The following is a 21663-nucleotide window of genomic DNA, read 5'->3' as shown; positions in this document are numbered from 1 at the left end:
TCAGCTCCCCTCCAAGTACGGGCCGGGAGCGGCGCGGTGGCCCACCCACACCGCCCGGGTGTGCGTGTACTGCCCGGCGGCGTGCACTCCGAGCTCACGGCCGTAGCCGCTCTGCCCGATGCCGCCCACGCTGATGTGCTCGTCGGTGTCGCCCCAGGTGTTGAACCAGAGCATCCCGGCCCGCAGCCGCCGTGCGAAGCGCTCGACGCGCCCGCCGTCCGCCGTCCACACGGACGCGGACAGGCCGTACTCGGTGTCGTGTGCCAGCTCCAGCGCCTGCTCCTCGGTACGGAACGAGCGCACCGCCAGGACCGGCCCGAACAGCTCCTCGCGCCAGGCCCGGAGCGTGCCCGGCACCTCGTCGAGGATGGTGGGAGCGACGTAGTACCCGCCGCTCAACTCGCCGTCCAGCACCGGCCGTACGTCCTTCTGGCCGGGCGGCAGCAGGGCCCGGACGCCGTGGGCCACCGCCTCCTCGACCGCCGACGCGACCCGCTCCACGGCCCGGCGGGTGATCAGCGGGCCGAGCTCGGTGCCCGGGTCGTCGGTGGGGCCGACGCGGCGCGCGAAGGCCCGCGCGGCCACTTCCCGTACGAAGTCGTCGTGCACGCTCTCGTGGACGATCAGCCGGGAGGCGCCGACGCACATCTGGCCCGAGTTCCCGGTGAACGCCTCCACCGCCGAGGCCGCGGCCGCCTCCATATCGGCGTCCGGGAAGACGACCAGGGGGTTCTTGCCGCCCAGTTCGAGCGAGACGCGCTTGACCGACTCGGCGCACCGCGCCGCCACCTCGCGGCCCGCCGCCGTGGAGCCGGTGAAGGAGACGGCCGCGACCTCGGGCAGCGTGCACAGCAGCCGGCCCGCCCCGGCGCCGCCGTACACCGCGCCGAGCACGCCCTCGGGCAGCACCCGCCCGCCGAGCTCCACGAGCAGCCGCACGCTCAGCGGGGTCTCGGGCGCCGGCTTCGCGACGGCCGTGTTGCCGTACGCGAGCGCGCCCCCCACCTTCCAAGCGGCCATGAGCAACGGGTAGTTGGAGGGGACGACGGCCGCGCACACGCCGAGCGGGATCCGGTCCGTGTACGCGCGTGTGCCCGGGCCCGACGGGTGCACCTCGCCCGACGGGCGCAGCGCCTGTTCGGCGAACCAGCGCAGCGCCCGCACCGCGAAGTCGACCTCGCCGCCGATCCGCGCGACCGGCTTGCCCGCGCCGCGCCGCTCCAGCTCGACGAAGTCGGCCCGCCGCTCGTGGACCGCGTCGGCCAGCCCGTGCAGGCGGTCCGCGCGGTGGCGGGGCCCGGCCGCGTACCAGCCGTCGAAGGCCCGCGCCGCCCGCCGCACCGCCTCGGCGCACTCGGCGGGCGTGCTGTCGGGGAGGCGGCCGTAGACCTGGCCGGTCGCGGGGTCGTACAACTCGCGGCCCTCAGGGGCCGGTTCGCTCGCGGACGGGCCGGAGGTCACAGGGCGGACCCCTGTTCCGTCAGGGGCGCGGCGGCCAGGACCTCCCGTACGCGGGCGAGCATGAACTCCTTGTCCAGGCCCTCGCGGGCGCTGCTCAGCAGCCTGGCCTCGACCCCGGCGTTCACGTCGTGCCACATCGCGTCGAAGGGACCGACGCCCTCGTCGACGTACGCCAGGTACAGCGTCTGCCCGTCCAGGCCGATCTCCTTCGCCCGCGCCGGGTGCTTCTCGCGCTGCGGCGGGAACGGCATCCGGCCGCGGCCCGAGCGCTGGAGGGTCAGACGCAGCTCGTCGCCGCCCCCGGAGGTGTAGATCACCTCCAGCTCGCGGGAGCCGTCGGCGTCGGCGAAGACGGCCGCGCTGTCGGCGGGGAAGCCGCCGAGCAGGGCGGGCAGCCGCTGATCGGTGAGGAAGCCGGTGAGCTCGTCCGCGGCCACCCAGTCGCCCTCGTGCGGCCGGGTGCGCCGGTGGAAGGTGAACAGGCCGGTCGGCACGGACACCATGTCCACGTCCTGGTGGCGCGCCCAGTAGCTGAGCTCGCCGAACGGCGTGCCGATCACCCGTGCGGGCACCCCGGGCACGGCGGGCCGCAGCGAGCGGTAGAGCTCCACCAGCTCCTCGCCGGTGAACTCCCCTGCCAGTACGGACAGTTCGACGGTGGTCCGGCTCATCCGGGCCGACGCCGCCGCGTGCCCCAGGTAGTCGGTGCCGAGCCACACCACCCGGCCCTCCCCGATGGGGAAGGTGAGGGTCTCGCTGCCCCACAGCGCCGGGTGGTCGGCCGCCGGGAACGCCCAGTCGTACAGGAACTGCTTGAGCCGCAGCCGCCTGCCGCCCCCCGCGATCTCGGTGCGGAACGCGGCCGGGTTCGCCCTCGACCACGGGGTGCGGCCCGAGTCCTGGCCGGTGCGGCCGGGGGGCGCCTCCTTGCGCAGGGTGGTGGTGGCGCTGTCGCACCCGGCGGGCAGCCGCTCGGGGTGCCACACGGTGAAGTTGCACCACTCCTGGGCCTCTTGGGGCAGCAGGTGCGGCGGTACGTCCTCCAGGGCGGCCGCGTCGTGCACGGTCCGCCAGTGCCAGCGTTCGGTGGAGGCCATCGTGGTGTTCCTACTTCCCTGTTCCGGCCAGCCAGGCCGAGGCGGATGCGAGGTACATGAGCTCACCGGTGCCGAGGGCGTCCTTCAGCGGCCCGGGCGGCTCCGGCAGCCCGAAGGGCATGCCCTGCTCGTCCGCGAGCGCCCGCAGGGCCTCGCGGTACGACGGGTCGGACGGGGCAGGGAAGCCCTGCTTGCGGCGGTGGACCACGGACGGCGGCAGCAGCCCGCCGAGCGCCTTCTTCAGCAGGTCCTTGTGGCTGCCGGGCTCCCCGGTGCTCTTGAGGTGCTCGGGCGAGCGGAAGGCCAGCTCGGCGAGCGTCACGTCCTGGAAGACCGGCCGGTCCTCCAGGGTGTACGTGGACGAGGTGAGGTCGACCATGTCGTTGACGTACACCAGGAAGCGGCGCATCAGATGGTGGCGGCCGCGCTTGAGGGGGTCGAGGGTGCCCGGCTCGCGGTACTCGCGCAGCACCCGCTCCCACACCCGCTCCCTGATCTCGTCCATGTCCACGTCGAGCTGCCCGGCGATCCACTCCACGAGCTCGCCCCACAGCGGCCGCTCGTCGGGATGGAGGCGGTGGGTGAGGTAGTGGCGGCCGTGCAGATGGGTCGGCGCGTCCGGGGCCACCACGGGGAAGTAGCCGCCGTCCTGGTAGCCCCACATCTCGTCGGCGCCGTGCCCGGAGTAGACGACCACCTGGCCCTCGGCCGCGATCCGCTCGTACAGCTGGTACATGGCGAGCTCGGCGCCGTGCAGCATCGGCCGGGTGAGCCGCCCGGCCACCTGCGGGATCAGCTTCACGGCGTCGCGGCGCGACAACTCGACGACGGTGAGCGGGACGTGGTGCCGCCCGGCCACGATCCGGGCGTGCTCGACGTCGCTGTTCGAGCCGCCGATGCCGTCCTCGTACCGGACGACGTAAGGACGCAGCCCGATGCCCCGGGTGTGCAGCGCGGCGAAGATCGCGGAGCTGTCGACGCCGCCGCTGAGCACCGCCGCACGGGGCACGTCGGCGGCGGCCCGCAGGGTGACCGCCCGGTCGAAGGCGGCCCGGATCTCCTCGGCCCCGACCGGCTCGTCCCCGAACGGGACCTGCCAGTACCGCCCGGTCCGCACCCGTGAGCCCTCGGCCACCAGATACTCGGCGGGCTGCAGCGCGTGCACCCCCGTCAGCCAGGTCCGCTCGTCCGCCGCGTCCATCCGCACCCAGGACCGCAGCACGAACTCCGTGCGGTCCACCTCCGGCGCGATCAGCCCGGTGGCGAGGAGGGCCTGCGGCTCGGAGGCGAAGAGCAGGCCGCCCGCCGTGTAGCAGTAGACGAGCGGCTTTACCCCGAAGTGGTCGCGGGCCAGCGTGGTGCGGCCGGTGCGCGCGTCGTGCCAGGCGAGCGCGAACATGCCGTCCAGGCCCGCGAGTACGGGCTCGGGATCACCGGCCACGCTCACCTGCTGGAGGACGAACTCGGTGTCGCAGTGCGTACGCCGGGGCCACGGCTCGGGCAGCGGCGCCCGCGACCCGTACACCTCACCGTTGCTGACCAGCGTCACCCGCCCGTCCGGCGACGCCATCGGCTGGTCGCCGGCGGCCGAACGGTCGCGCACCGCGAGCCGCACACAGGCGAGCATCACCGTGCCGTCCGGGGAGACCCACGGCTCGGCCGCCGACTCGCCCCGGTGGTGCAGCGCCTCTGTCAGCGTCCGGCCGAGCGCGGCCAGCCACGGCCGCTCACGCGGCCCGTCCAGGCTGATGAAGCCCGCGATCCCGCACATTCAGTCCCCCCGTCCGCTCCCGCGCCACACCCGGCCGAGCAGGGCCAGGGAGGTCAGGAAGCGGTGCTCGATGCCGTGGTGGCCGCCGTCGTGCTCCTGGTACTCGTGCGCGATGCCCTGCTCCTGCCAGACGGCGTGCAGGGCCCGGGCGCCCCAGTGCATGTGGTAGTCGTCCCGCAGCCCGGTGTCGAGGTAGAGCAGCCGCAGCGCCCGCAGCCGGTCGCCGTACGCGGGCGCCATCCGTACGGGGTCGTGCCGCAGCCAGCGCTCCCAGACCCCGGCGCGGAACACGCCCGTGCGCGGGTCGCAGGGCAGTGCGTCGGCGGGCGTGGTGCCGGGTTTGTCGGCGTAGCACATGCCCATCGCGAGCAGGCTCATGGCGACCATGAACGCGGTGTCGTGCGGCCCCGACTCCCTTTTGTTCAGGAGCGATTCGATGCCGCCGGCCGCCTCCAGGGTGTCCAGGACGCCCGGCAGCAGCGGCAGATAGCTGTGCTCGAACCCGGCGTCGGGGGTGTGCGCCAGGACCGCGCCGAACAGCTCGGTCCGCATCGCGGCGAGAACCGCCCCGTACCCGCCGCTCGACTTCCCGCCCACCGCCCGCCACCGGGGCTCGGCCAGCGTCGGGAAGCGCCGGTCGACCTCGGCCACCACCTCGCCGAGGTAGCCGAGGTAGCGGCCGCAGGCGGGCGAGTCGATGTACTGCGAGCCGCCGTACGCCGTGGTGCCGTCCGGGACCACGATCAGCGCGGCCGGTATGTCGCCGCGCGCCATGGCCCGGTGGATCCGGTCCGCCGGGGCCGCCCCGAACGCCAGAGCGTGCGTCATCAGCGTCGGGTGGGCGCCGAAGCCCGGCAGCCAGTACACGACGGGGTGGCGCGCCGACTCGTCGTACCCCGGCGGCAGCAGCACCTCGATGCGGCGGGCCGCCGGGTCGCCGAGCGGGTTGTCGCGCAGACAGGCGCTGGTGTGGTCGATGACCACACGGGTCCCCAGCGGTCCAGGCACCAGCGGTTCAGGCACCAGCGGTTCAGGCACCAGCGGTTCAGACATGCGCGACCGGCCCCCGGCCGGTGGGGGCGTCGGTGTCGGCGCTCAGCGCGCGGTCGACCTGGCGGGTGTAGTACGCCGGGTGGTGGAAGACCGCCGAGAGCAGATTGCTGTTGCTCGCCCACAGCCCGTACGAGCTGCCGAAGAGCAACTCGCTGTCCAGGAGCGCCTGGAGGGTGCTCGCGGCGATCTCGGTGTAGCCGTTGTCCTGGCTGAGGTGGTCGCGGGCGGGGCCAGGGCCCAGATGGCCGATGCGGCCGCTCACCGGCTCCAGGAGGTACGTGTGCGTGGAGCCGTTGTCGTCGTGGAGCGAGATGGTGTGGGTGGCGCCGCTGTCGAGCGCCCGGTACCAGAAGTCGGTGCCGACCACGAGCTCCATCACCTCGGTGAGCAGCCGGTGCGAGCCGCGGGTCTGGCGGCCGACGCGGTCGCGCTCGGGGTCGAAGGCCGGGACCTCGGCATCCGGGTCGAGGGCGACCTCGGCGTACACCGCCTCGAAGTCGTAACCCTGCGTCACCTGCGGCCCGTTGCGCAGCTCGGCCTTGCCTCCCGCGACCTCCAGGACCTGGCCCGGCCCCCACAGCAGCCCCTCGCGGCCCAGCTCGCGCAGCCGGCCGAGCGCCTCCCACGGCGTGAACGGGAAGATGGTGCGGTTGCACCAGCCGTAGTCCTGCTCCCCCTCGCCGCTGACCTTCCAGCCGAAGGAGGACGGGACGGTGACGGCGGCCCCCAGCGTCTCCACGTACCGGTCGAAGTTGGCGACCGCGCGGGCCCGCACCGCCTCGGGTTCGACGAGCGGCCTGCGCTCGGTGAGCACCCCGGGCGGCGAGACGCTGTGCGCCGGTACGAAGGCCACGTCGACGGGGCGCGCGTCGGGGCCCGTGAAGTGGCGGACGGTCGACTCGTGCAGGATCGAGTCGCCGCACAGCATCACCACCGCCTCCTCGGTCTCCACCAGCACGCTCATCTCGGGGAACGGCACGTTGGAGACGAAGGTGCGCAGGACGACGTCGCCCAGGTGCACGGTGTTGCCGGGGGTGACCGGCGTGAGCCGCTCGAAGCCGAGCCTGCGCAGGGTCCACGGGATGGCCTGGTGGCCCAGGCCCGAGGCGGTGAAGCGGGGCGGGACCTGGCCGACCGGGAAGATGCACTCGGTCTCGGCCGCCCGGTGCGGGCTGTCGTCGAAGTCGACCTCGCCGTCCTCCAGCAGCCGTGTCAGCGACGGGAAGTGGTGGTGGTCGAAGTGGTGGTGGCTGAAGACGATGTGGTCGACGCCGCCGTCCAGGACCTCGTCGAGCCCGTCCGGCAGCGCCGGGTGGTGCTCCCAGAAGCGGTCCAGGCGCTGGGTGAGCCACGGGTCGACGAGGATGCGCCGCCCGCCGGTCTCGATGAGGACGGCCGCGTGGCCGAGGGAGGTGAGCCGCATCGGTCGTCCTCTCATTCCGCTTCGTAGACGCAGCGGAACCCGACCTCGTTGTGCAGATCGGTGATCAGGTCCTTGCCCCGGTAGAACGTGGTCAGACAGGCGAGCGGCGAGGTCCAGGTGCCGCCGCGCAGCACGTGGAAGGCGTCCTTGCGGTTCATGAACTCCATCGGGTGGCGGCCCTTGAAGAACGGGTCCATGTCGTCGCCCGTGTAGAAGTTGGTCCGGGTCAGCTCCCAGACGTTCCCGGACATCTGGAGCACGCCGTACGGACTCGCGCCCCCGGGAAGGCTGTCGGCGGGCAGCACCGGGTGTGCGGGCCGGTCGTCGTGGGTAGTGGTGACCAGCAGCGCCTCCAGCTCGTCCAGGTCGGCCACCTGCCGCCCGTAGGAGCGCTCGACGTAGTTCACCCGCTCCGGATCCCAGGTGTTTCCCCACGGGTAGGTCCGGCCGTCCGTCCCGCGCGCCGCCTTTTCCCACTGGAGCTCGCTCGGCAGTGAGCCGCCCGCCCAATTCGCGAACGCCCACGCGTCGTACCAGTCGATTCCCACCTGTGGCATTTCCGGCGCGTTGAACCGGGGGTCGTGGGCGTGCGCGGGCCGGTGATTCCGGCCATCCTCGGGCTGGTCCGGGTGGTCGAACACACCGCTTTCCCCGGCCTCTTCCAGGAACTGTGCGTAGCGGGCATTGGTGACGGTGGTCCGGTCGATGTAGTAGGCGGGCAGCTCGACCGCCCGCAGCGGATTGTCACCCTGCTTCATCCGGAAAGGGCCGCTCTGCACGGACGCGGTCCCGGCAAGAAAAGGACCAGCCGGTATCAGAACCGCGTCCTCGGTCCTGCGCGGCCGCGCCGCATGGGTGCGTATGCGCGCACGCATGTCCGTGAAGTATTCGTCCTCCAGACGCCGGAGCTCCTCCGGGTCCCGGGTTCCGAATATGGTGAGCAGGGCCCGCTTGGTGAACGCGGCGCCGCAGCCGACCGGTTTACGGGAGAAGTCCTCGCGGGCGAAATTGCTCGGCCATCCGGAAATGCGGATGAGATCGGGAACGGCCGCCTTGATGCGGTATTGGGTGATCACTTTCAGGGAGGCGAAAGCGACCCAGTCGACCGGGTCGTGGGTGCCGCCGGCGATCGCCGACGCGGCAGCCGGGTCATCCCGGTGGTGCTCCGCGAGCAGCCTGACGGCGGCCGCCCGGACCGGCCACTCCGGGTGCTGGACAGCCAGGCCGACCAGCAGCGGGACACCCTTGGCGTCCCGGCCGCGACGGTCGGCGAGTTCCACCACGGACTGGACCGACTCCCAGTACCGGGTGTCGTCCGACCCGTCCACCTTCAGAAACTCGGGCGCCAGCTCCACGGTCGTGGATGGAAGGTTGCCGACCACCAATATCTCCCTCAGGGCTGCTCTCGGGTGCTGCTCTACGGGCTGAGGGGCCCGCCCGCACTGGAGGGTGCGGGCGGGCCTTTTCATCTTGTTCGCGTCGCTAAAACGCTAAAACGGGACTACCACTTGGTGGTGTCCTGCTCGTTGTCGCGCGTTCCCATGAAGTCCTTTTCCGACATCAGAATCAGCCTCCTCCCACATAGGAAATGACAAGACTGCCGGTAGGTAGCGGTCGGACAGCAACCGCTTGCCGACCCAAAACATGTTCCGTGCCCTTTGCCGGTCCGTCAACCGTACGATCATCAATTCTGGGCGGATGGGGCCGATTTGGTCGCCTTGACAGGGGAATATTCGAGGAGTGGATCAAGGGTTCCGCTGTTCGGGATGGTTTTGGATTGACTGCCGCAGAGTAATTGACAAGCCAGGACCTGGCCAGAAAACAACTGTTGTGCAGATCACAGCTAAAATGTTCAATCATCCCCTGTCATTTCTAGCGGAGGCTGAGCTACCGTCCTCGGCGTGGATTCATTGCAGTTCGCAGCGGTACGCCAGGAGATTGCCTTCGGACTTCCCTACACGTATGCGCGCGGCCATGACCTCACGTGCACGGTCGTACGCGTCGAGTTACGCGAGAAGTCGCGCGGCGGTGCTCATCTCGGACGAGGTGAAGGAGCGCCCTTCGAGAGCTTCTTCGAGGTTTCCGCCGAGGAAACGGTGGCCGAACTCGAAGAGGTCGGCCCGCTCGTCGAGAGCGGCACGGCCGACCGTGCGGACCTGCTCTCCCGGCTCCGGCGCGGCGCCGCCCGCAACGCGCTCGACGCGGCACTGTGGGACCTGGCGGCCAAACGCGCCGGCGTCCCCGTGTGGCGGCTGCTCGGCACACCCGAGCCCGAGCCGCTGGAGATCATGACGACGATCTCGCTCGCGGACCCGGAGCAGCTGGAGCAGGAGATCGCCGAGAGCCGCTCCGTACGCGTCCTCAAACTCAAGCTCGGCTCCCCGGACGCCGACGACGACGTACGCCGCCTGGAGCGGCTGCGCGCCGCCCGCCCGGACGCGCGGATCGTCGTCGACGTGAACGGCGGCTGGGACCTTGACACTCTGCGCGTCATGCTGCCGCTCCTGGAGAGGCACCGCGTCCGCATGCTCGAACAGCCCGTGGACGCGGCCTCGGAGCCGGGCCTGCGGGGACTGCCGCGCGCCCTGCCGATCGTGGCCGACGAGTCCTTCGAGACCGAGGGCGACCTGGAGCGGGTGCGCGGGCTCTACGACGGGGTCAACGTCAAGCTCGACAAGTGCGGCGGACTCACCGCCGCCCTGCGCGTCATCGGCCGCGCCCGCCGCGAGGGCCTGCGCGTCATGGTCGGCTGTCTGCCCGGCAGTTCGCTCTCCGCGGCCGTCGGCTTCCACGCCGCGCAACTGGCGGAGTTCGTCGACCTGGACGGCCACTTGCGCCTGGTCGACGACGTGGAGCCGAGGATGCCTGCGAAGGACGGCTGGCTCCAGGCGCCGGCGCGGGAGCTGTGGGGGTGAGCGGAGGAGTGGCAACGGGCGCTTCCTGTAGGCATGTTGAGGAAGGGGCTGGGTTAGGTTCATGACCATGACTCCTCCAGCAGCGCGCACGCTCGACGAGCGGATCAAGGACACCCGCGAGCGCTTCGAGAACGACGTCGACACCTGGGTGTCGACGGCCTCGGCGGACGGCACGCCCTACCTCGTCCCCCTCTCGTTCCTCTGGGACGGCACTACGTTCCTGATCTCGACGGTCCGTACGGCACCGACGAGCCGCAACCTCGTGGCGAACGCCGCCGTACGGCTGGCCTTCGGCGCGACCCGGGACGTGGTGCTGGTCGAGGGCACCGCCGTACCGGCCGAAGAGGGCGCGCTGGAGCCGGAGTCGGCGGACGCGTTCGCCGTGAGGACCGGCTTCGACCCGCGCGAGGAGAAGCAGGAGTACCTGTACTTCCGCGTCGCGCCGCAGCGCGTCCAGGCGTGGCGCGAGGCGAACGAACTGGCGGGCCGCACGCTGATGAAGGACGGCGCCTGGCTGGCCTGAGAGGCCCGCAGACTGACAAGGGGGAGCACGAGGATGCCGATCCAGAGGATCAACGACCAGGTGGCGGTGGTGGTGGACGGCCACTCCACGGGCGCGCTGCTGGCCCCGGCCTTCACGGCGTACGGGATCGGCGCGGTGCACGTGGAGAACCGGGCGGAGCGCTCGACGGCCCATCTGCGCACGTTCGCACCGGAGACGTACGAGGCCTGTTACGCGTACGAGGGCGACCTGGCGGCCCTGCTCGGGGCGCTGCGCCCGCACCGGGTGGGCTGGGTGATCGCGGGCACGGACTCGGGCGTGGCCCTGGCCGACCGCCTGGCGGCCGCGCTCGGCCTGCCCCGGCACAACGACCCGGCGACGTCGGCGGCCCGCCGCGACAAACAGGAGATGCAGCGCGCGCTCGTGGCGGCCGGGGTCGCCGGGGCGTGGCACGCGGCGGTCACCACACCGGAGGAGGCCCGGGCGGTGGCGCTGCTCCACGGCGGCGCCCCGGCCATCGTCAAACCCCTGCGCAGCGGCGGCACCGACGGCGTGCTCTTCTGCGCCGACCCGGACGAGACGGCGAGCGCGGCCGGAAAGCTCCTGGGCAGCGAGTCGATCTACGGCGAGCGCAACGAGACGGTCCTGGTCCAGGAGTATCTGCGGGGCGACGAGTACATGGTCAACTGCGTGAGCGCGGCGGGCCACCACACGGTGCTGGAGATCTGGCGATCGGTGAAGACGGTGGTGGGGACGTCACCGGTATACGACTACACGGAACTCCTGAACCCCCGGTCGCAGGAATCCGCCGCCGTTCTTGCCTACGTACGAGAGGTCCTCACCGCGGTGGGCAACACCTGGGGCCCGTCCCACACGGAGGTCATCGCGACCCCGTCGGGCCCCCGCCTGGTGGAGACGGCCGCGCGCCTCCAGGGCACGGCGGACCTCTCGGCGATCACCCGGGCGACGGGCCGCAACCCGGTGACGGAGACGGTCCACGCCCTGCTCGACCCCGACCTGTACGCCCGCGGCGGCCCCCCGACGCCCCCGCCCCAGCGCGTGGCCCGCGGCGTCAGCTTCATCTGCCCCCGCAGCGGCCGCCTCCGCCGCGACCTCGACTGGACCCCGCTCCACACCCTGCCGTCCTTCCACAGCCTCCTGGCCCCCGCCCCCAAGGCGGGCGCCTACATCCCCCGCACCACCGACCTCTTCACCCGTCCCGGCGCCGTCTACCTGATCCACGAGGACCCGAGGGTGGTGGAACGGGACCACGCGACGATTCGGGGGTGGGAGCGGGAGGGGTTCTATGACATTGAGGAGGGGGAGGAGGTCCAACGGTTGGACCCGCAGGATTCCTACTCATTTGATAATCCCAAGGGGTGACTGAGACTCCGTACAACATCGGTGAGGGACCGGCGACCAGGGTGAGTCTTTCGCTCCCTGAGGGGACGGCTGAAGCCATCAGGCAGCGGGTGGGCAAGCGCGAGTTCTCCGCCTTCATCGCGGCTGCAGTCGAGCGCGAGCTGCGTGGCCAGATCCTGGACGAGTATCTGGCTGACTACGAACGTCGCAAGGGCCCTGTCTCAGAGCAGGAGCAGGAACGGGCCCGGCTGGTCTTCGACGAGGTGTTCACCGAGGAGGGCCAGCGGCCCGCCGCAAGCTGAGTCAGGGGGGCACTCTCGTCCTCGACTGCGAGGGCCTCTCGAAGCTCGTCGACGACCACGAGCCGGTGATCGCCCTGATCGCAGAGGCCCGCAAGCGCGGCATGACCGGTGACTGCTGCAATGCACTCGAAGTCCCGGTCACGGTGTCATCGGCTCCTTGAGGCTGCCGGTCACCAGAGGTGGGCGCCTGTGGTCGACCTGTCTCGTGTCACGGAAAAACTACTGGCTGTCATGACATCGGGTGCCAGAAATGCGAAACAGCTCGAATCGTCATCAGGGGCAGCCGGGTGGCGTACACGCCAGCGGGTTCGCCGGCCGCCTTCGCCCCCCGCCGAGGGCGATCCGCAGCGGTCGGTATCGGTGATCAGATGTCGACCGGGTCACAGCGGCCCTTCAGGCGGCAAACGTCGATGGGCCCGGTGAGGCACTGGCGGAGGATACGAGATTCGAACTCGTGAGGGTGCCCCCAACACGGTTTCCAAATGTTCGTCCGGGGGTGTGGGAGCGTACGGGAGCGTTCTGACCTGAGGCGCAGCTGGGGTGGGTGGGGCTTCTGAACGGTGCTGTACGCCGATGAATGCAACCAGAACTGCAACCAGGGGTCTCTACTTGCCGGGCTCAGGCCCGTACCACTGGAGTGCCTGCCCGGTGACAGCCGCGATGCATTCGAAGTCCCGATCGCGGTGCAGCAGCGTCAGCCCTTGGAGCTCTGCTGTTGCAGCCACGACGAGGTCGACGGGGCCCGCGCTCCGGTGCTGCCCGCGCTTGGTGAGGACTTCCTGGACCTGCCAGGCACGGTCGTACGCACGATCATCGACCGGAACCCAGCTGAACAGCAGCCGCATGTCCTCGATGCCTTTCGCCCGGTCCTTAGCGGACCGGGTGCTGTAGAAAAACTCCAGCTCGGTGATGGGGCAGGTCGCGATGAGCCCTGCCGCAGCGGCCTGGTCCCAGCCGTACTGTTCCGCGTCAGGGCGCATAAAGCGTGCGAGCGCGCTGGTGTCGATCAGGAACTGGGCCGGGCTCACCGGCGGTAGTTCCGCTTGTCGTCGAGCAGATCCAGGTCGAAAGCGCCTTCGTCGGCTGCCGCGCGGAGGCGAGTGAGGGCCAGTGCCCGGCGGCGGTTCTCCAGCACCTCGCGGAGGGCGGTGTTGACGGTTTCCTTCTTGGTGCTGGTGCCGAGGGCCTGGGCCACGTCGGCAAGCAGTTCGTCGTCGAGGTCGATCACGGTCCGACTCATTCAGACACCTCCTTTGATATCAACTCGCATGCTGAGTATATCTCGCGTGATGCCCCTTGCGTAGGGGCTTTCGAAGGTCACAAAAAGCGTCCAGCCAGCTGCTGACTTCGATCTTCGAGGTGGCGAGCATGACGACAGGCGAAGGCATGGAGGTGCCATGTGCGGTGGATCGCCATCGCGGCAGGGGTCCTTGTGGCGGCCGGGAGGCTTGCGAGGTGCCTGCTGGTGCAAGTCCGGAGGTTTCTTGCAGAGCTCGCCGAGGTGATTCGGGCGTGGCGCACGGTTCAGAATTTGTTGAGAGGTGGGAGGGCGTTTCCACCTCGCGACAACCGGGCCCAATGCGAGTGCCGGGACGGCGGTCAGTACCGAAGTCCGGGCCGCCGTGGCGGACAAGGCAGAAGGCCGCGCGGCTGACCTGGCAGTCGAGCCGCAGACTTCACCCCGCCCGCGGTGTGCGACGGCTTGGCCGGGCTCGGCTGACTCCCGCGCGCTCGCGGCCTGCCCGCGCTGACCGCGTCTACCGGGAAGACATTGGGCGACGGCATGTGGAGCCTGCGGACTCATGAGTCGAACGAAGTGCGGCCACGTGCTGTTCCCGCCGAGTGGGCTGCCTGCTGTACGCGTTCGGGTTGAGCACTGACCGATCGGTGTGCCTGCGCCTGGGGAGGTGGGTGTGTCACCGGCCGGCATCAGAAGTTCAACCACGAACGTCGATGGGCCCCACCGCAAGCGGTGGGGCCCATCGACATCGTGCCCGGTGAGGCACTGGCGGAGGATACGAGATTCGAACTCGTGAGGGGTTGCCCCCAACACGCTTTCCAAGCGTGCGCCCTAGGCCACTAGGCGAATCCTCCGCCGCAAACAATACAAGACGCTGAGGGGTGCTCGCGAACTCGTCCCCCGGTCGGGGATCGGGTACCCTGTGCGGAGCCCCTCACGTGGCGCTATCTGACTGAACTCCCCCAGGGCCGGAAGGCAGCAAGGGTAGGTCGGCTCTGGCGGGTGCGTGGGGGGCGCTTTCGTTTGCGGAGCGCCACATCGGCCCGGGGTTCGGGCCGCGCCAGGTCGGCCCGGTGGGTGGCGGACCGGTGCGGGTGGCCCGCCCGGCCGCCCCCGCGGACGGCGACGCGGGCTCGGTTGTCAGTCCGCCCCGATAACCTCGTAGGTGTGTCGTCCCTTGCGCTGTACCGCCGCTACCGCCCGGAGTCCTTCGCCGAGGTCATCGGGCAGGAGCATGTCACCGACCCGCTGCAGCAGGCGCTGCGGAACAACCGGGTCAATCACGCGTACCTGTTCAGCGGGCCGCGCGGCTGTGGGAAGACCACCAGTGCGCGGATCCTCGCCCGGTGCCTGAACTGTGAGCAGGGGCCGACGCCGACTCCGTGCGGCGAGTGCCAGTCGTGCCGGGACCTCGCTCGTAACGGGCCCGGGTCCATCGACGTCATCGAGATCGACGCCGCGTCGCACGGTGGTGTGGACGACGCCCGTGAGCTGCGCGAGAAGGCCTTCTTCGGCCCCGCAAGCAGCCGGTACAAGATCTACATCATCGACGAGGCCCACATGGTCACCTCGGCGGGCTTCAACGCCCTGCTGAAGGTCGTCGAGGAGCCGCCGGAGCACCTCAAGTTCATCTTCGCCACGACCGAGCCCGAGAAGGTCATCGGGACGATCCGGTCGCGGACCCATCACTACCCCTTCCGGCTCGTTCCCCCCGGCACCCTGCGGGAGTACCTGGGCGAGGTCTGCGGGCGGGAGGGCATTCCCGTCGAGGACGGCGTGCTGCCGCTCGTCGTGCGCGCCGGGGCCGGGTCCGTGCGTGACTCGATGTCCGTCATGGACCAGCTCCTCGCCGGCGCCGCCGAAGACGGTGTGACGTACGCCATGGCCACCTCCCTCCTCGGCTACACGGACGGGTCGCTGCTCGACTCCGTGGTGGACGCGTTCGCCTCCGGTGACGGCGCCGCCGCCTTCGAGGTCGTCGACCGGGTGATCGAGGGCGGCAACGACCCCCGCCGCTTCGTCGCCGACCTCCTGGAACGGCTGCGGGACCTCGTCATCCTCGCCGCCGTCCCGGACGCCGGGGAGAAGGGGCTCATCGACGCGCCCGTCGACGTCGTCGAGCGCATGCAGGCCCAGGCGTCCGTGTTCGGCGCCGCCGAGCTCAGCCGGGCCGCCGACCTCGTCAACACCGGGCTGACCGAGATGCGGGGCGCCACCTCGCCCCGGCTCCAGCTGGAGCTGATCTGCGCGCGCGTGCTGCTGCCCGCCGCTTACGACGACGAGCGCTCGGTCCGTGCCCGGCTCGACCGGCTGGAGCGCGGCGCCCACTTCCAGCCGGGCGCGGGGACCGGGCCCGCGATGGGGTACGTGCCGGGGGCCGAGGCCCACCCGCCCATGCCCCCCACAGTCGCCTCGAACGGCCCTGGACACGGTCCCGAGGCCGCCCGGTCCGCCGCGCGCGGTGCCGCCGCCCCGGTGGCCCCACCCACGCCCCAGGCGCCCGCCCCGGCCGCCCCCGTCGCCCCGCCGGTCCAGGCCCCGCCCGCACCCGCCCCCGAGCCCGTCTCGCAGGCCCCCGCCCCGGGCGCCTGGCCCGGTGCCGCCGCTCCCGGTGGCGCCGGAGGCGGTCAAGGTGGCGGTCAGGGCGGCGCTGCCCAGCGGCCCGGCGCCTGGCCGGGTGCCGGAGGTTCCGGTTCCGGGAGCGCCGCCCCCACCGACTCCACCCCCGCAACTTCCACCCCCGCAACCTCCACCCCCGCCGCCCCCGCCTCCGGCGGCACCGGAGCCTGGCCCTCCGCCTCCACCCCGGGCCGGCCCGCCCCGGCCGCGCAGCCCCCGGCCCCGGCTGCGGCTCCCGCCGCCCCCGCCGCGAACCCCGGCAGCGCCGTCCACGTACGGAACATGTGGCCGGACATCCTGGAGGCCGTGAAGAACAAGCGGCGCTTCACCTGGATCCTGCTGAGTCAGAACGCGCAGGTGGCCGGATTCGACGGCACCACCCTGCAGCTCGGGTTCATCAACGCGGGCGCCCGGGACAACTTCGCGAGCAGCGGCAGCGAGGAAGTGCTGCGCGGGGTGCTCGGCGAGCGCTTCGGGGTGCAGTGGAAGGTCGAGGCGATCATCGACCCGTCCGGCGGCTCCCAGCCCCCGGCCGCGGCGGCCAACTTCGGCGGCGGCGGCTCCGGCAACCCCGGCGGCTACGCCGCTCAAAGTGGCGGCGCCTCCCGCCCTCAGTCCCCGGCCGCCCCCGCGCCCCAGGTCGCGCCCGCCCCCGTGCAGCAGCCGCCGCAGGCCTCCGCCCCGGTCAGGCAGGCGCCCCCCGTGGCGCAGGAGCCGCCGCCGGTGCGCCCGGAGGACGACGTTCCGGAGGACGACGACCCGGACCTCGTGGACAACGCGCTCTCCGGCCACGACCTCATCGTCCGCGAGCTCGGTGCGACGGTGGTGGAGGAATATACGAACGAGTAGCGGTACGGGGTTCGGTGACCCGTACGAGGGAGAATCCGCCACTCCGGCTAGGCTGGCTGCCGTGAAGGTCCTTGTCATCGGCGGCGGCGCCCGCGAGCACGCCCTGTGCCGTTCCCTGTCCCTCGACCCCGACGTGACGGCGCTGCACTGCGCCCCCGGCAACGCCGGGATCGCGGAGGTCGCCGAACTCCACCCCGTGGACCAGCTGGACGGCGAGGCGGTCGCCCGCCTCGCGGCCTCGCTCCACAGCGACCTGGTCGTCGTCGGGCCCGAGGCGCCGCTGGTCGCCGGGGTGGCCGACGCCGTACGGGCCGTGGGCATCCCCTGCTTCGGCCCCTCGGGCGAGGCGGCGCGGCTGGAGGGCTCCAAGGCCTTCGCCAAGGACGTGATGGCCGCCGCCGGCGTGCCGACGGCCCGCAGCTATGTGTGCACCACCCCGGCCGAGATCGACGAGGCGCTGGACGCGTTCGGCGCCCCGTACGTCGTCAAGGACGACGGTCTCGCGGCCGGCAAGGGCGTCGTCGTCACCGAGGACGTCGAAGAGGCCCGCGCGCACGCGCTGGCCTGCGACCGTGTGGTCATCGAGGAGTTCCTCGACGGCCCCGAGGTCTCGCTCTTCGCGATCACGGACGGCGTGACCGTGCTGCCGCTGCAGCCCGCGCAGGACTTCAAGCGCGCGCTCGACGGCGACGAGGGCCCCAACACCGGTGGCATGGGCGCGTACTCGCCGCTGCCGTGGGCCGACCCCAAGCTCGTCGACGAGGTCATGGCGAGCGTGCTCCAGCCGACGGTCGACGAACTGCGGCGCCGCGGCACCCCGTTCTCCGGGCTGCTGTACGCGGGCCTCGCGATCACTTCGCGCGGCGTGCGCGTCATCGAGTTCAACGCCCGCTTCGGCGACCCCGAGACGCAGGTCGTCCTGGCGCGGCTGAAGACGCCGCTCGCGGGCGTACTGCTGCACTCGGCCAACGGGACGCTGGACGTACAGCCGACGCTGGCCTGGCGCGACGACGCCGCGGTCACGGTCGTCGTGGCGTCGCACAACTACCCCGGTACGCCCCGGACGGGCGACCCGATCGACGGGCTCGACGAGGTCGCGGCCCAGGACGCGCCGCACGCGTACGTCCTGCACGCGGGGACGCGGCGGGACGGCGACGCGGTGGTCAGCGCGGGCGGACGGGTTCTTTCGGTCACCGCGACCGGGGCGGACTTGGCGCAGGCCCGCGAGCGGGCGTATGCGGCAGTCGGACGCATCCGGCTCGACGGGGCGCAGCACCGTACGGACATCGCCCGGAAGGCGGCGGACGCGCAGGTGTGACGCGGGGCGTCTGCCCCGGGTGCCCTGGTCCGGGGCGCGGCCTCGTCGGGGCCGCGCCCCGGACCTTTTGGGCTCGGCGGCTGCGTCCGGCCCCCTGGAACCCCCACCCAACCCCCACCCAACCCCACCCCAAAGCCATTCCATCGAGTGACGGGTGGGCCATCCGGATGACGGGTGGCGGGGGCACAACTAGGGTGCGGCGGGAGCGGTCCGGCACTTGGGTCACCGGCATTGCGATGTCAGTGGGGGGTGCCACAGTGGGGGAGTGAGCAACGCCGACGCAGGGCAGAGGGGGTGACGTCCGGCCGTGTCCGGTTCCGGGATGGGTGGTGAGGCGGGCGCGCGGTCTGCGCGCTCGCGGGCGCTGGCAGTGCTGCGGGTACGCAGCCGGGCGCTGGCCTTCGCTCTGCTGCCGGCGGCCGTCGCCGTCGTGCTGCTCGTCGCGGACGTGCAGGGCCGGATCGACGGGCGCGGCTGGGACACGGCCCGCTGGGCGGTGACGGGCGCGGCGGCCGTGATGCTGCTGGCCGCCGCCGCGGTCACGGCCGTGATCGTACGGGCGAGACCCGCGCTCTCTCCGACGGTCGAGCTGGCCGAGTCCTCGGCGCCGGATCTGTACCGGCTGGTGAGGGACCTGGCCGACCGGCTCGACGTGCCCGCGCCCTCGGCCATAGCGCTCACCCCGGACTGCGACAGCTGGCTGGAGGACCGCACCCACCCGGCCCATTCCGTACGGACGCGGCTGGGCCACGGCCCGCTGGGCATACCGGGAGTGCGGCGCCGCACCGACGCCGCGCCCGTCCTCGTCATCGGGTCGCCGTTCCTGTGGTGGATGAGGGTCGGTGAGCTGCGGGCCATCCTGGCGCCCGTGGTGGCCGGCACCGGGCCGTCCGCGCAGCCCGACATAGCCTCGGCCCGCCGTTTCGTACGGGGCCTGGACGCGGCCGTCGCCGTGACCAGCGGGCCCGGCGCGGGCCGGGGGGCGCGGCTGGTGCTCGGCTTCGTCGGCCCGGTCGCGCGGCTGCTGCTGCGCGGCTGCCGGTCGCACGCCGCCGAGATGGAACGGGGGGTCGCGGCCGCGGCCTCCGAGCGGGCCCAGACCGTCGACTACGGGCTGCGGATCGTCGCCCAGGAGCAGGTCGGGCTCGCCTACGCGGGCTGGGACCGGCTGCTCACCCGGGTCGCGCTGCCCGCCTGGCGGATGGGGCGCTGGCCCTCCCGGCTCGACGCCGGGGTGGTCTCGGCGCTGACCGAACTGTCGCGGCGGGACCGACTGGCCGAGGGGTTCGCGTCCCGGCTCGGAGAGCGGCCCGCGTGCGACCTGCTCGAAGAGCCGGGGGCGGCCGATGAGGCGGCCTCGCTGCTCGCCGCCCGGCTGTTCCACGGCGGCCCGGCCGAGCCCGGGCCCGACTGGTCGCCGGTGGACTGGCAGCACTATCCGGAGGAAGTCGTCGACCGGAAGTGGCGTGCGGAGGCGGCCCGGCTGCACCGCGTGCTCGACGGGATGGGGCCGCGGCCGGGTGCGGAGCCCGTCGCCCCGACGCTGGCGCGGGTCCTTGAGCACCTCGCCGGGCAGGACGGGGAGGCGCTGGCCGCGGGCATCGAGGTGGCCGTGGCCGTCGAGGAGGCGGCGGGTCCGCCCCCGCCTTCGGCGGACGTGTGGGGCGACTCGGTCCCGCTCTTCCCGCTCCAGCCGCCGCGGACGGGGCGGGAACTGCTGGCCGACCATGTCACGGCGATGGTGTGCTGCGCGGCGGTCGACACGGCGGGGGCGGCGCCGGGGCTCGACTGGCTGGACGGGCCGGCGCTGCTGGTGGACGGGGAGCGGAAGGGGGATCTGGCTTCCCGGGTGCTCGCGTTGCTGGAGGAGGCGGATGCGGAGCCGCTTCGGCGGTGGTTGGTGGGGGTGGGAGTGCGGGCGGAGAAGCCGGTGCGGCTGGTTTGACGGGGGTTCGGCCCCTCCCCGCCCCTTCCCTAAACCCTGCGGGGTGGGTGGGGGTGGGTTCCCGGGAGCTACGCCCCCGGACCCTCGGTGCAGGGGGCTCCCCCCTGCGCCCCCTGGCGGGGCCTGCGCCCCCTCGGGGCTCCGCCCGGGACCTCGGCGCAGGGTGGTGTGGGTTGCCAAAGCCCGGCCCCCTCCCGCCCCCCTAAACGGAGCCATCTCTTCCGTATCGAGTCAATTCACGACGAACAGTGACGGAGTGCATGCGTTATGTGATGTGCTGGGGACCGACCGCTGACCGGCGGTGTCGGGGGAGTGGGGAGGGGAGCGGTATGGGGGCGGAGCAGATCCGGCGGTGGGAGTCGGGGGCGCTCGCGCACGCCGTCTCCGATCCCTTCGGACAGGGGCCGTTGCCCTGGCTGCGTGGTGGGGAGCACTACTTCGACGACACCGGGCACGTGGTGCCCTGGTACGTCGAGCCCGCCCGGCCCGGCACCGGCAGCGCCTCCGGGCCCCGTACCGCCGACGACGTACGGAAGCAGATCAAGGGGTTCGCCTCCACCGGGGCCGTCGCGCCCGGTGAGGCGATCGATTTTCATATCACCGTCGATCCGCCGCAGCAGTTTTCGGTCGACATTTATCGGATCGGGCACTACGGGGGCGATGGTGCCGCCCATGTCTCCACCAGTCCCCGGCTCGCCGGGATCGTGCAGCCCGCACCGCTCGCCGCCAACCGGACAGTCTCCTGCCACCACTGGTGGCTCTCGTGGCGGTACCAGGTCCCGTCGCACGCCTCGATCGGCGCGTACGTGGCCGTGCTCACCACCGCCGACGGGTACCGGTCGCACATCCCGTTCACCGTGCGCGACAGCCATCCGGCCGATCTGCTGCTCCTGCTGCCCGACATCACCTGGCAGGCCTACAACCTCTTCCCCGAGGACGGCCGCACCGGCGCCTCGCTCTACCACGCCTGGGACGGGGACGGGCGGCTGCTCGGCGAGGAGGACGCCGCCATCACGGTGTCCTTCGACCGGCCCTATGCCGGCGCGGGGCTGCCGCTGCACGTCGGGCACGCGTACGACTTCATCCGGTGGGCCGAGCGGTACGGATACGACCTCGCGTACGCCGACACCCGCGATCTGCACGCCGGGCGCATCGACCCCACCCGCTACCGGGGGCTCGTCTTCCCCGGCCACGACGAGTACTGGTCGGCCCCCATGCGCCGCACCGTCGAGCTCGCCCGGGAGCACGGCACCTCGCTGGTGTTCCTCTCCGCCAACACGCTGTACTGGCAGGTCGAACTCGCGCCCTCGCCGTCCGGAGTCGCCGACCGGCTGCTGACCTGCCGCAAGCGGCGCGGGCCGGGGAAGCCCGCGCTGTGGCGCGAAGTCGCCCGTCCCGAGCAGCAGTTGCTGGGGATCCAGTACGCGGGGCGGGTGCCCGAGCCGTCCCCGCTGGTCGTGCGGAACGCGGGTCACTGGCTCTGGGAGGCCACCGGCGCGGGCGAGGGGGACGAGATCGACGGGCTGGTGGCGGGCGAGGCCGATCGTTACTTCCCGCGCACCGCGCTCCCCGAGCACCAGGACCGCATCCTGCTCGCCCACTCGCCGTACCGCGACAGCGAGGGGGCCGTCCGGCACCAGGAGACCTCCCTCTACCGGGCCCCCTCCGGCGCGCTCGTCTTCGCCTCCGGCACCTTCGCCTGGTCCCCGGCGCTCGACCGGCCCGGCCACACCGACCCCCGCATCCAGCGCGCCACCGCCAACCTCCTCGACCGCATCTGCAAAAGGGACTAGGGCCTGTCCGGCG

General features: G+C 72.2%; 16 protein-coding genes, 1 tRNA gene, 1 other RNA gene and 1 pseudogene. 10 read left to right on the top strand and 9 right to left on the bottom strand.

The features are described 5' to 3' along the window. Genes ACZ499_RS00395 through ACZ499_RS00370 form a run of 6 tightly spaced genes read right to left on the bottom strand, consistent with a single transcriptional unit; the run spans position 1 to position 8187 of the window. A complete protein-coding gene (locus ACZ499_RS00395; protein ID WP_468670623.1) occupies positions 1-1461 on the bottom strand; it encodes an aldehyde dehydrogenase family protein in 1461 nt (486 codons plus the stop codon). Continuing rightward, positions 1458-2558 (bottom strand): hypothetical protein, encoded by a 1101-nt coding sequence (locus ACZ499_RS00390; protein WP_468670619.1) that lies wholly within the window; start codon positions 2556-2558, stop codon positions 1458-1460. Before ACZ499_RS00390 ends, ACZ499_RS00395 begins: the two co-directional genes overlap by 4 nt. Before the next feature lie 10 nt (positions 2559-2568). Further along, a complete protein-coding gene (locus tag ACZ499_RS00385; protein WP_468670617.1) occupies positions 2569-4329 on the bottom strand; it encodes an asparagine synthetase B family protein in 1761 nt (586 codons plus the stop codon). Further along, complete coding sequence (locus ACZ499_RS00380; RefSeq protein ID WP_468670615.1) at positions 4330-5382, bottom strand: alpha/beta hydrolase-fold protein; 1053 nt, start codon at positions 5380-5382, stop codon at positions 4330-4332. It abuts the gene before it with no gap. Continuing rightward, positions 5375-6805 carry an MBL fold metallo-hydrolase gene (locus tag ACZ499_RS00375; RefSeq protein WP_468670613.1) on the bottom strand — a complete coding sequence of 477 codons (1431 nt, stop codon included), beginning with the start codon at positions 6803-6805 and terminating at the stop codon, positions 5375-5377. Before ACZ499_RS00375 ends, ACZ499_RS00380 begins: the two co-directional genes overlap by 8 nt. Before the next feature lie 11 nt (positions 6806-6816). Beyond that, positions 6817-8187: an SUMF1/EgtB/PvdO family nonheme iron enzyme gene (locus tag ACZ499_RS00370; RefSeq protein ID WP_468670610.1), complete on the bottom strand. Its 1371-nt coding sequence runs from the start codon at positions 8185-8187 to the stop codon at positions 6817-6819. Between the two features lie 519 nt (positions 8188-8706). On the opposite strand from ACZ499_RS00370, the gene ACZ499_RS00365 reads away from it, so the two are divergent. The 5 genes and pseudogenes from ACZ499_RS00365 to ACZ499_RS00345 all read left to right on the top strand — a co-directional run. Continuing rightward, positions 8707-9720 (top strand): dipeptide epimerase, encoded by a 1014-nt coding sequence (locus ACZ499_RS00365; RefSeq protein ID WP_468670607.1) that lies wholly within the window; start codon positions 8707-8709, stop codon positions 9718-9720. Between the two features lie 67 nt (positions 9721-9787). Beyond that, the gene (locus ACZ499_RS00360; protein WP_468670606.1) at positions 9788-10243 is read left to right on the top strand and encodes a pyridoxamine 5'-phosphate oxidase family protein; all 456 of its coding nucleotides are present in this window, start codon (positions 9788-9790) and stop codon (positions 10241-10243) included. 33 nt (positions 10244-10276) lie between these two features. Then, on the top strand, positions 10277-11605 hold the full coding sequence (locus ACZ499_RS00355; RefSeq protein WP_468670602.1) for an ATP-grasp domain-containing protein: 1329 nt from the start codon (positions 10277-10279) through the stop codon (positions 11603-11605). After that, a complete protein-coding gene (locus tag ACZ499_RS00350) occupies positions 11602-11886 on the top strand; it encodes a hypothetical protein (protein WP_468670600.1) in 285 nt (94 codons plus the stop codon). Before ACZ499_RS00355 ends, ACZ499_RS00350 begins: the two co-directional genes overlap by 4 nt. Then, positions 11883-11990, top strand: a pseudogene (locus tag ACZ499_RS00345) (DNA-binding protein); the annotation flags it as partial. The gene ACZ499_RS00350 and the pseudogene ACZ499_RS00345, both read left to right, overlap by 4 nt. Positions 11991-12491: 501 nt before the next feature. Here the strand turns inward: ACZ499_RS00345 and ACZ499_RS00340 are convergent. The 3 genes from ACZ499_RS00340 to ACZ499_RS00330 all read right to left on the bottom strand — a co-directional run bounded on the left by ACZ499_RS00340 (position 12492) and on the right by ACZ499_RS00330 (position 13980). Next, a complete protein-coding gene (locus ACZ499_RS00340; protein WP_468670598.1) occupies positions 12492-12914 on the bottom strand; it encodes a PIN domain-containing protein in 423 nt (140 codons plus the stop codon). Further along, the gene (locus ACZ499_RS00335; RefSeq protein WP_053725891.1) at positions 12911-13126 is read right to left on the bottom strand and encodes a type II toxin-antitoxin system VapB family antitoxin; all 216 of its coding nucleotides are present in this window, start codon (positions 13124-13126) and stop codon (positions 12911-12913) included. Before ACZ499_RS00335 ends, ACZ499_RS00340 begins: the two co-directional genes overlap by 4 nt. Before the next feature lie 766 nt (positions 13127-13892). After that, a tRNA-Ser gene (locus ACZ499_RS00330) sits at positions 13893-13980 on the bottom strand. 71 nt (positions 13981-14051) lie between these two features. Here ACZ499_RS00330 and ffs point away from each other — a divergent pair. From ffs to ACZ499_RS00305, 5 genes are all read left to right on the top strand, one after another. Beyond that, an RNA gene (ffs, locus tag ACZ499_RS00325) (signal recognition particle sRNA small type) lies at positions 14052-14150 on the top strand. A gap of 143 nt (positions 14151-14293) precedes the next feature. Continuing rightward, entirely contained in the window at positions 14294-16594 is a 2301-nt protein-coding gene (locus ACZ499_RS00320) for a DNA polymerase III subunit gamma and tau (protein ID WP_468670596.1), read from the top strand. A 61-nt stretch (positions 16595-16655) separates the two neighbouring features. Further along, complete coding sequence (gene purD, locus ACZ499_RS00315) at positions 16656-17912, top strand: phosphoribosylamine--glycine ligase (RefSeq protein WP_385825446.1); 1257 nt, start codon at positions 16656-16658, stop codon at positions 17910-17912. A 307-nt stretch (positions 17913-18219) separates the two neighbouring features. After that, positions 18220-19857, top strand: coding sequence for a hypothetical protein (locus ACZ499_RS00310; protein WP_468670593.1), 1638 nt, complete (start codon positions 18220-18222; stop codon positions 19855-19857). Between the two features lie 329 nt (positions 19858-20186). Beyond that, positions 20187-21650: a N,N-dimethylformamidase beta subunit family domain-containing protein gene (locus ACZ499_RS00305; protein WP_468412393.1), complete on the top strand. Its 1464-nt coding sequence runs from the start codon at positions 20187-20189 to the stop codon at positions 21648-21650. Positions 21651-21663 lie beyond the last annotated feature (13 nt).

This window comes from Streptomyces sp. NPDC031265, from assembly GCF_055570295.1.
Note: the sequence above shows the minus strand (reverse complement) of the source record. Positions and strands in the feature narration are given on the sequence as shown.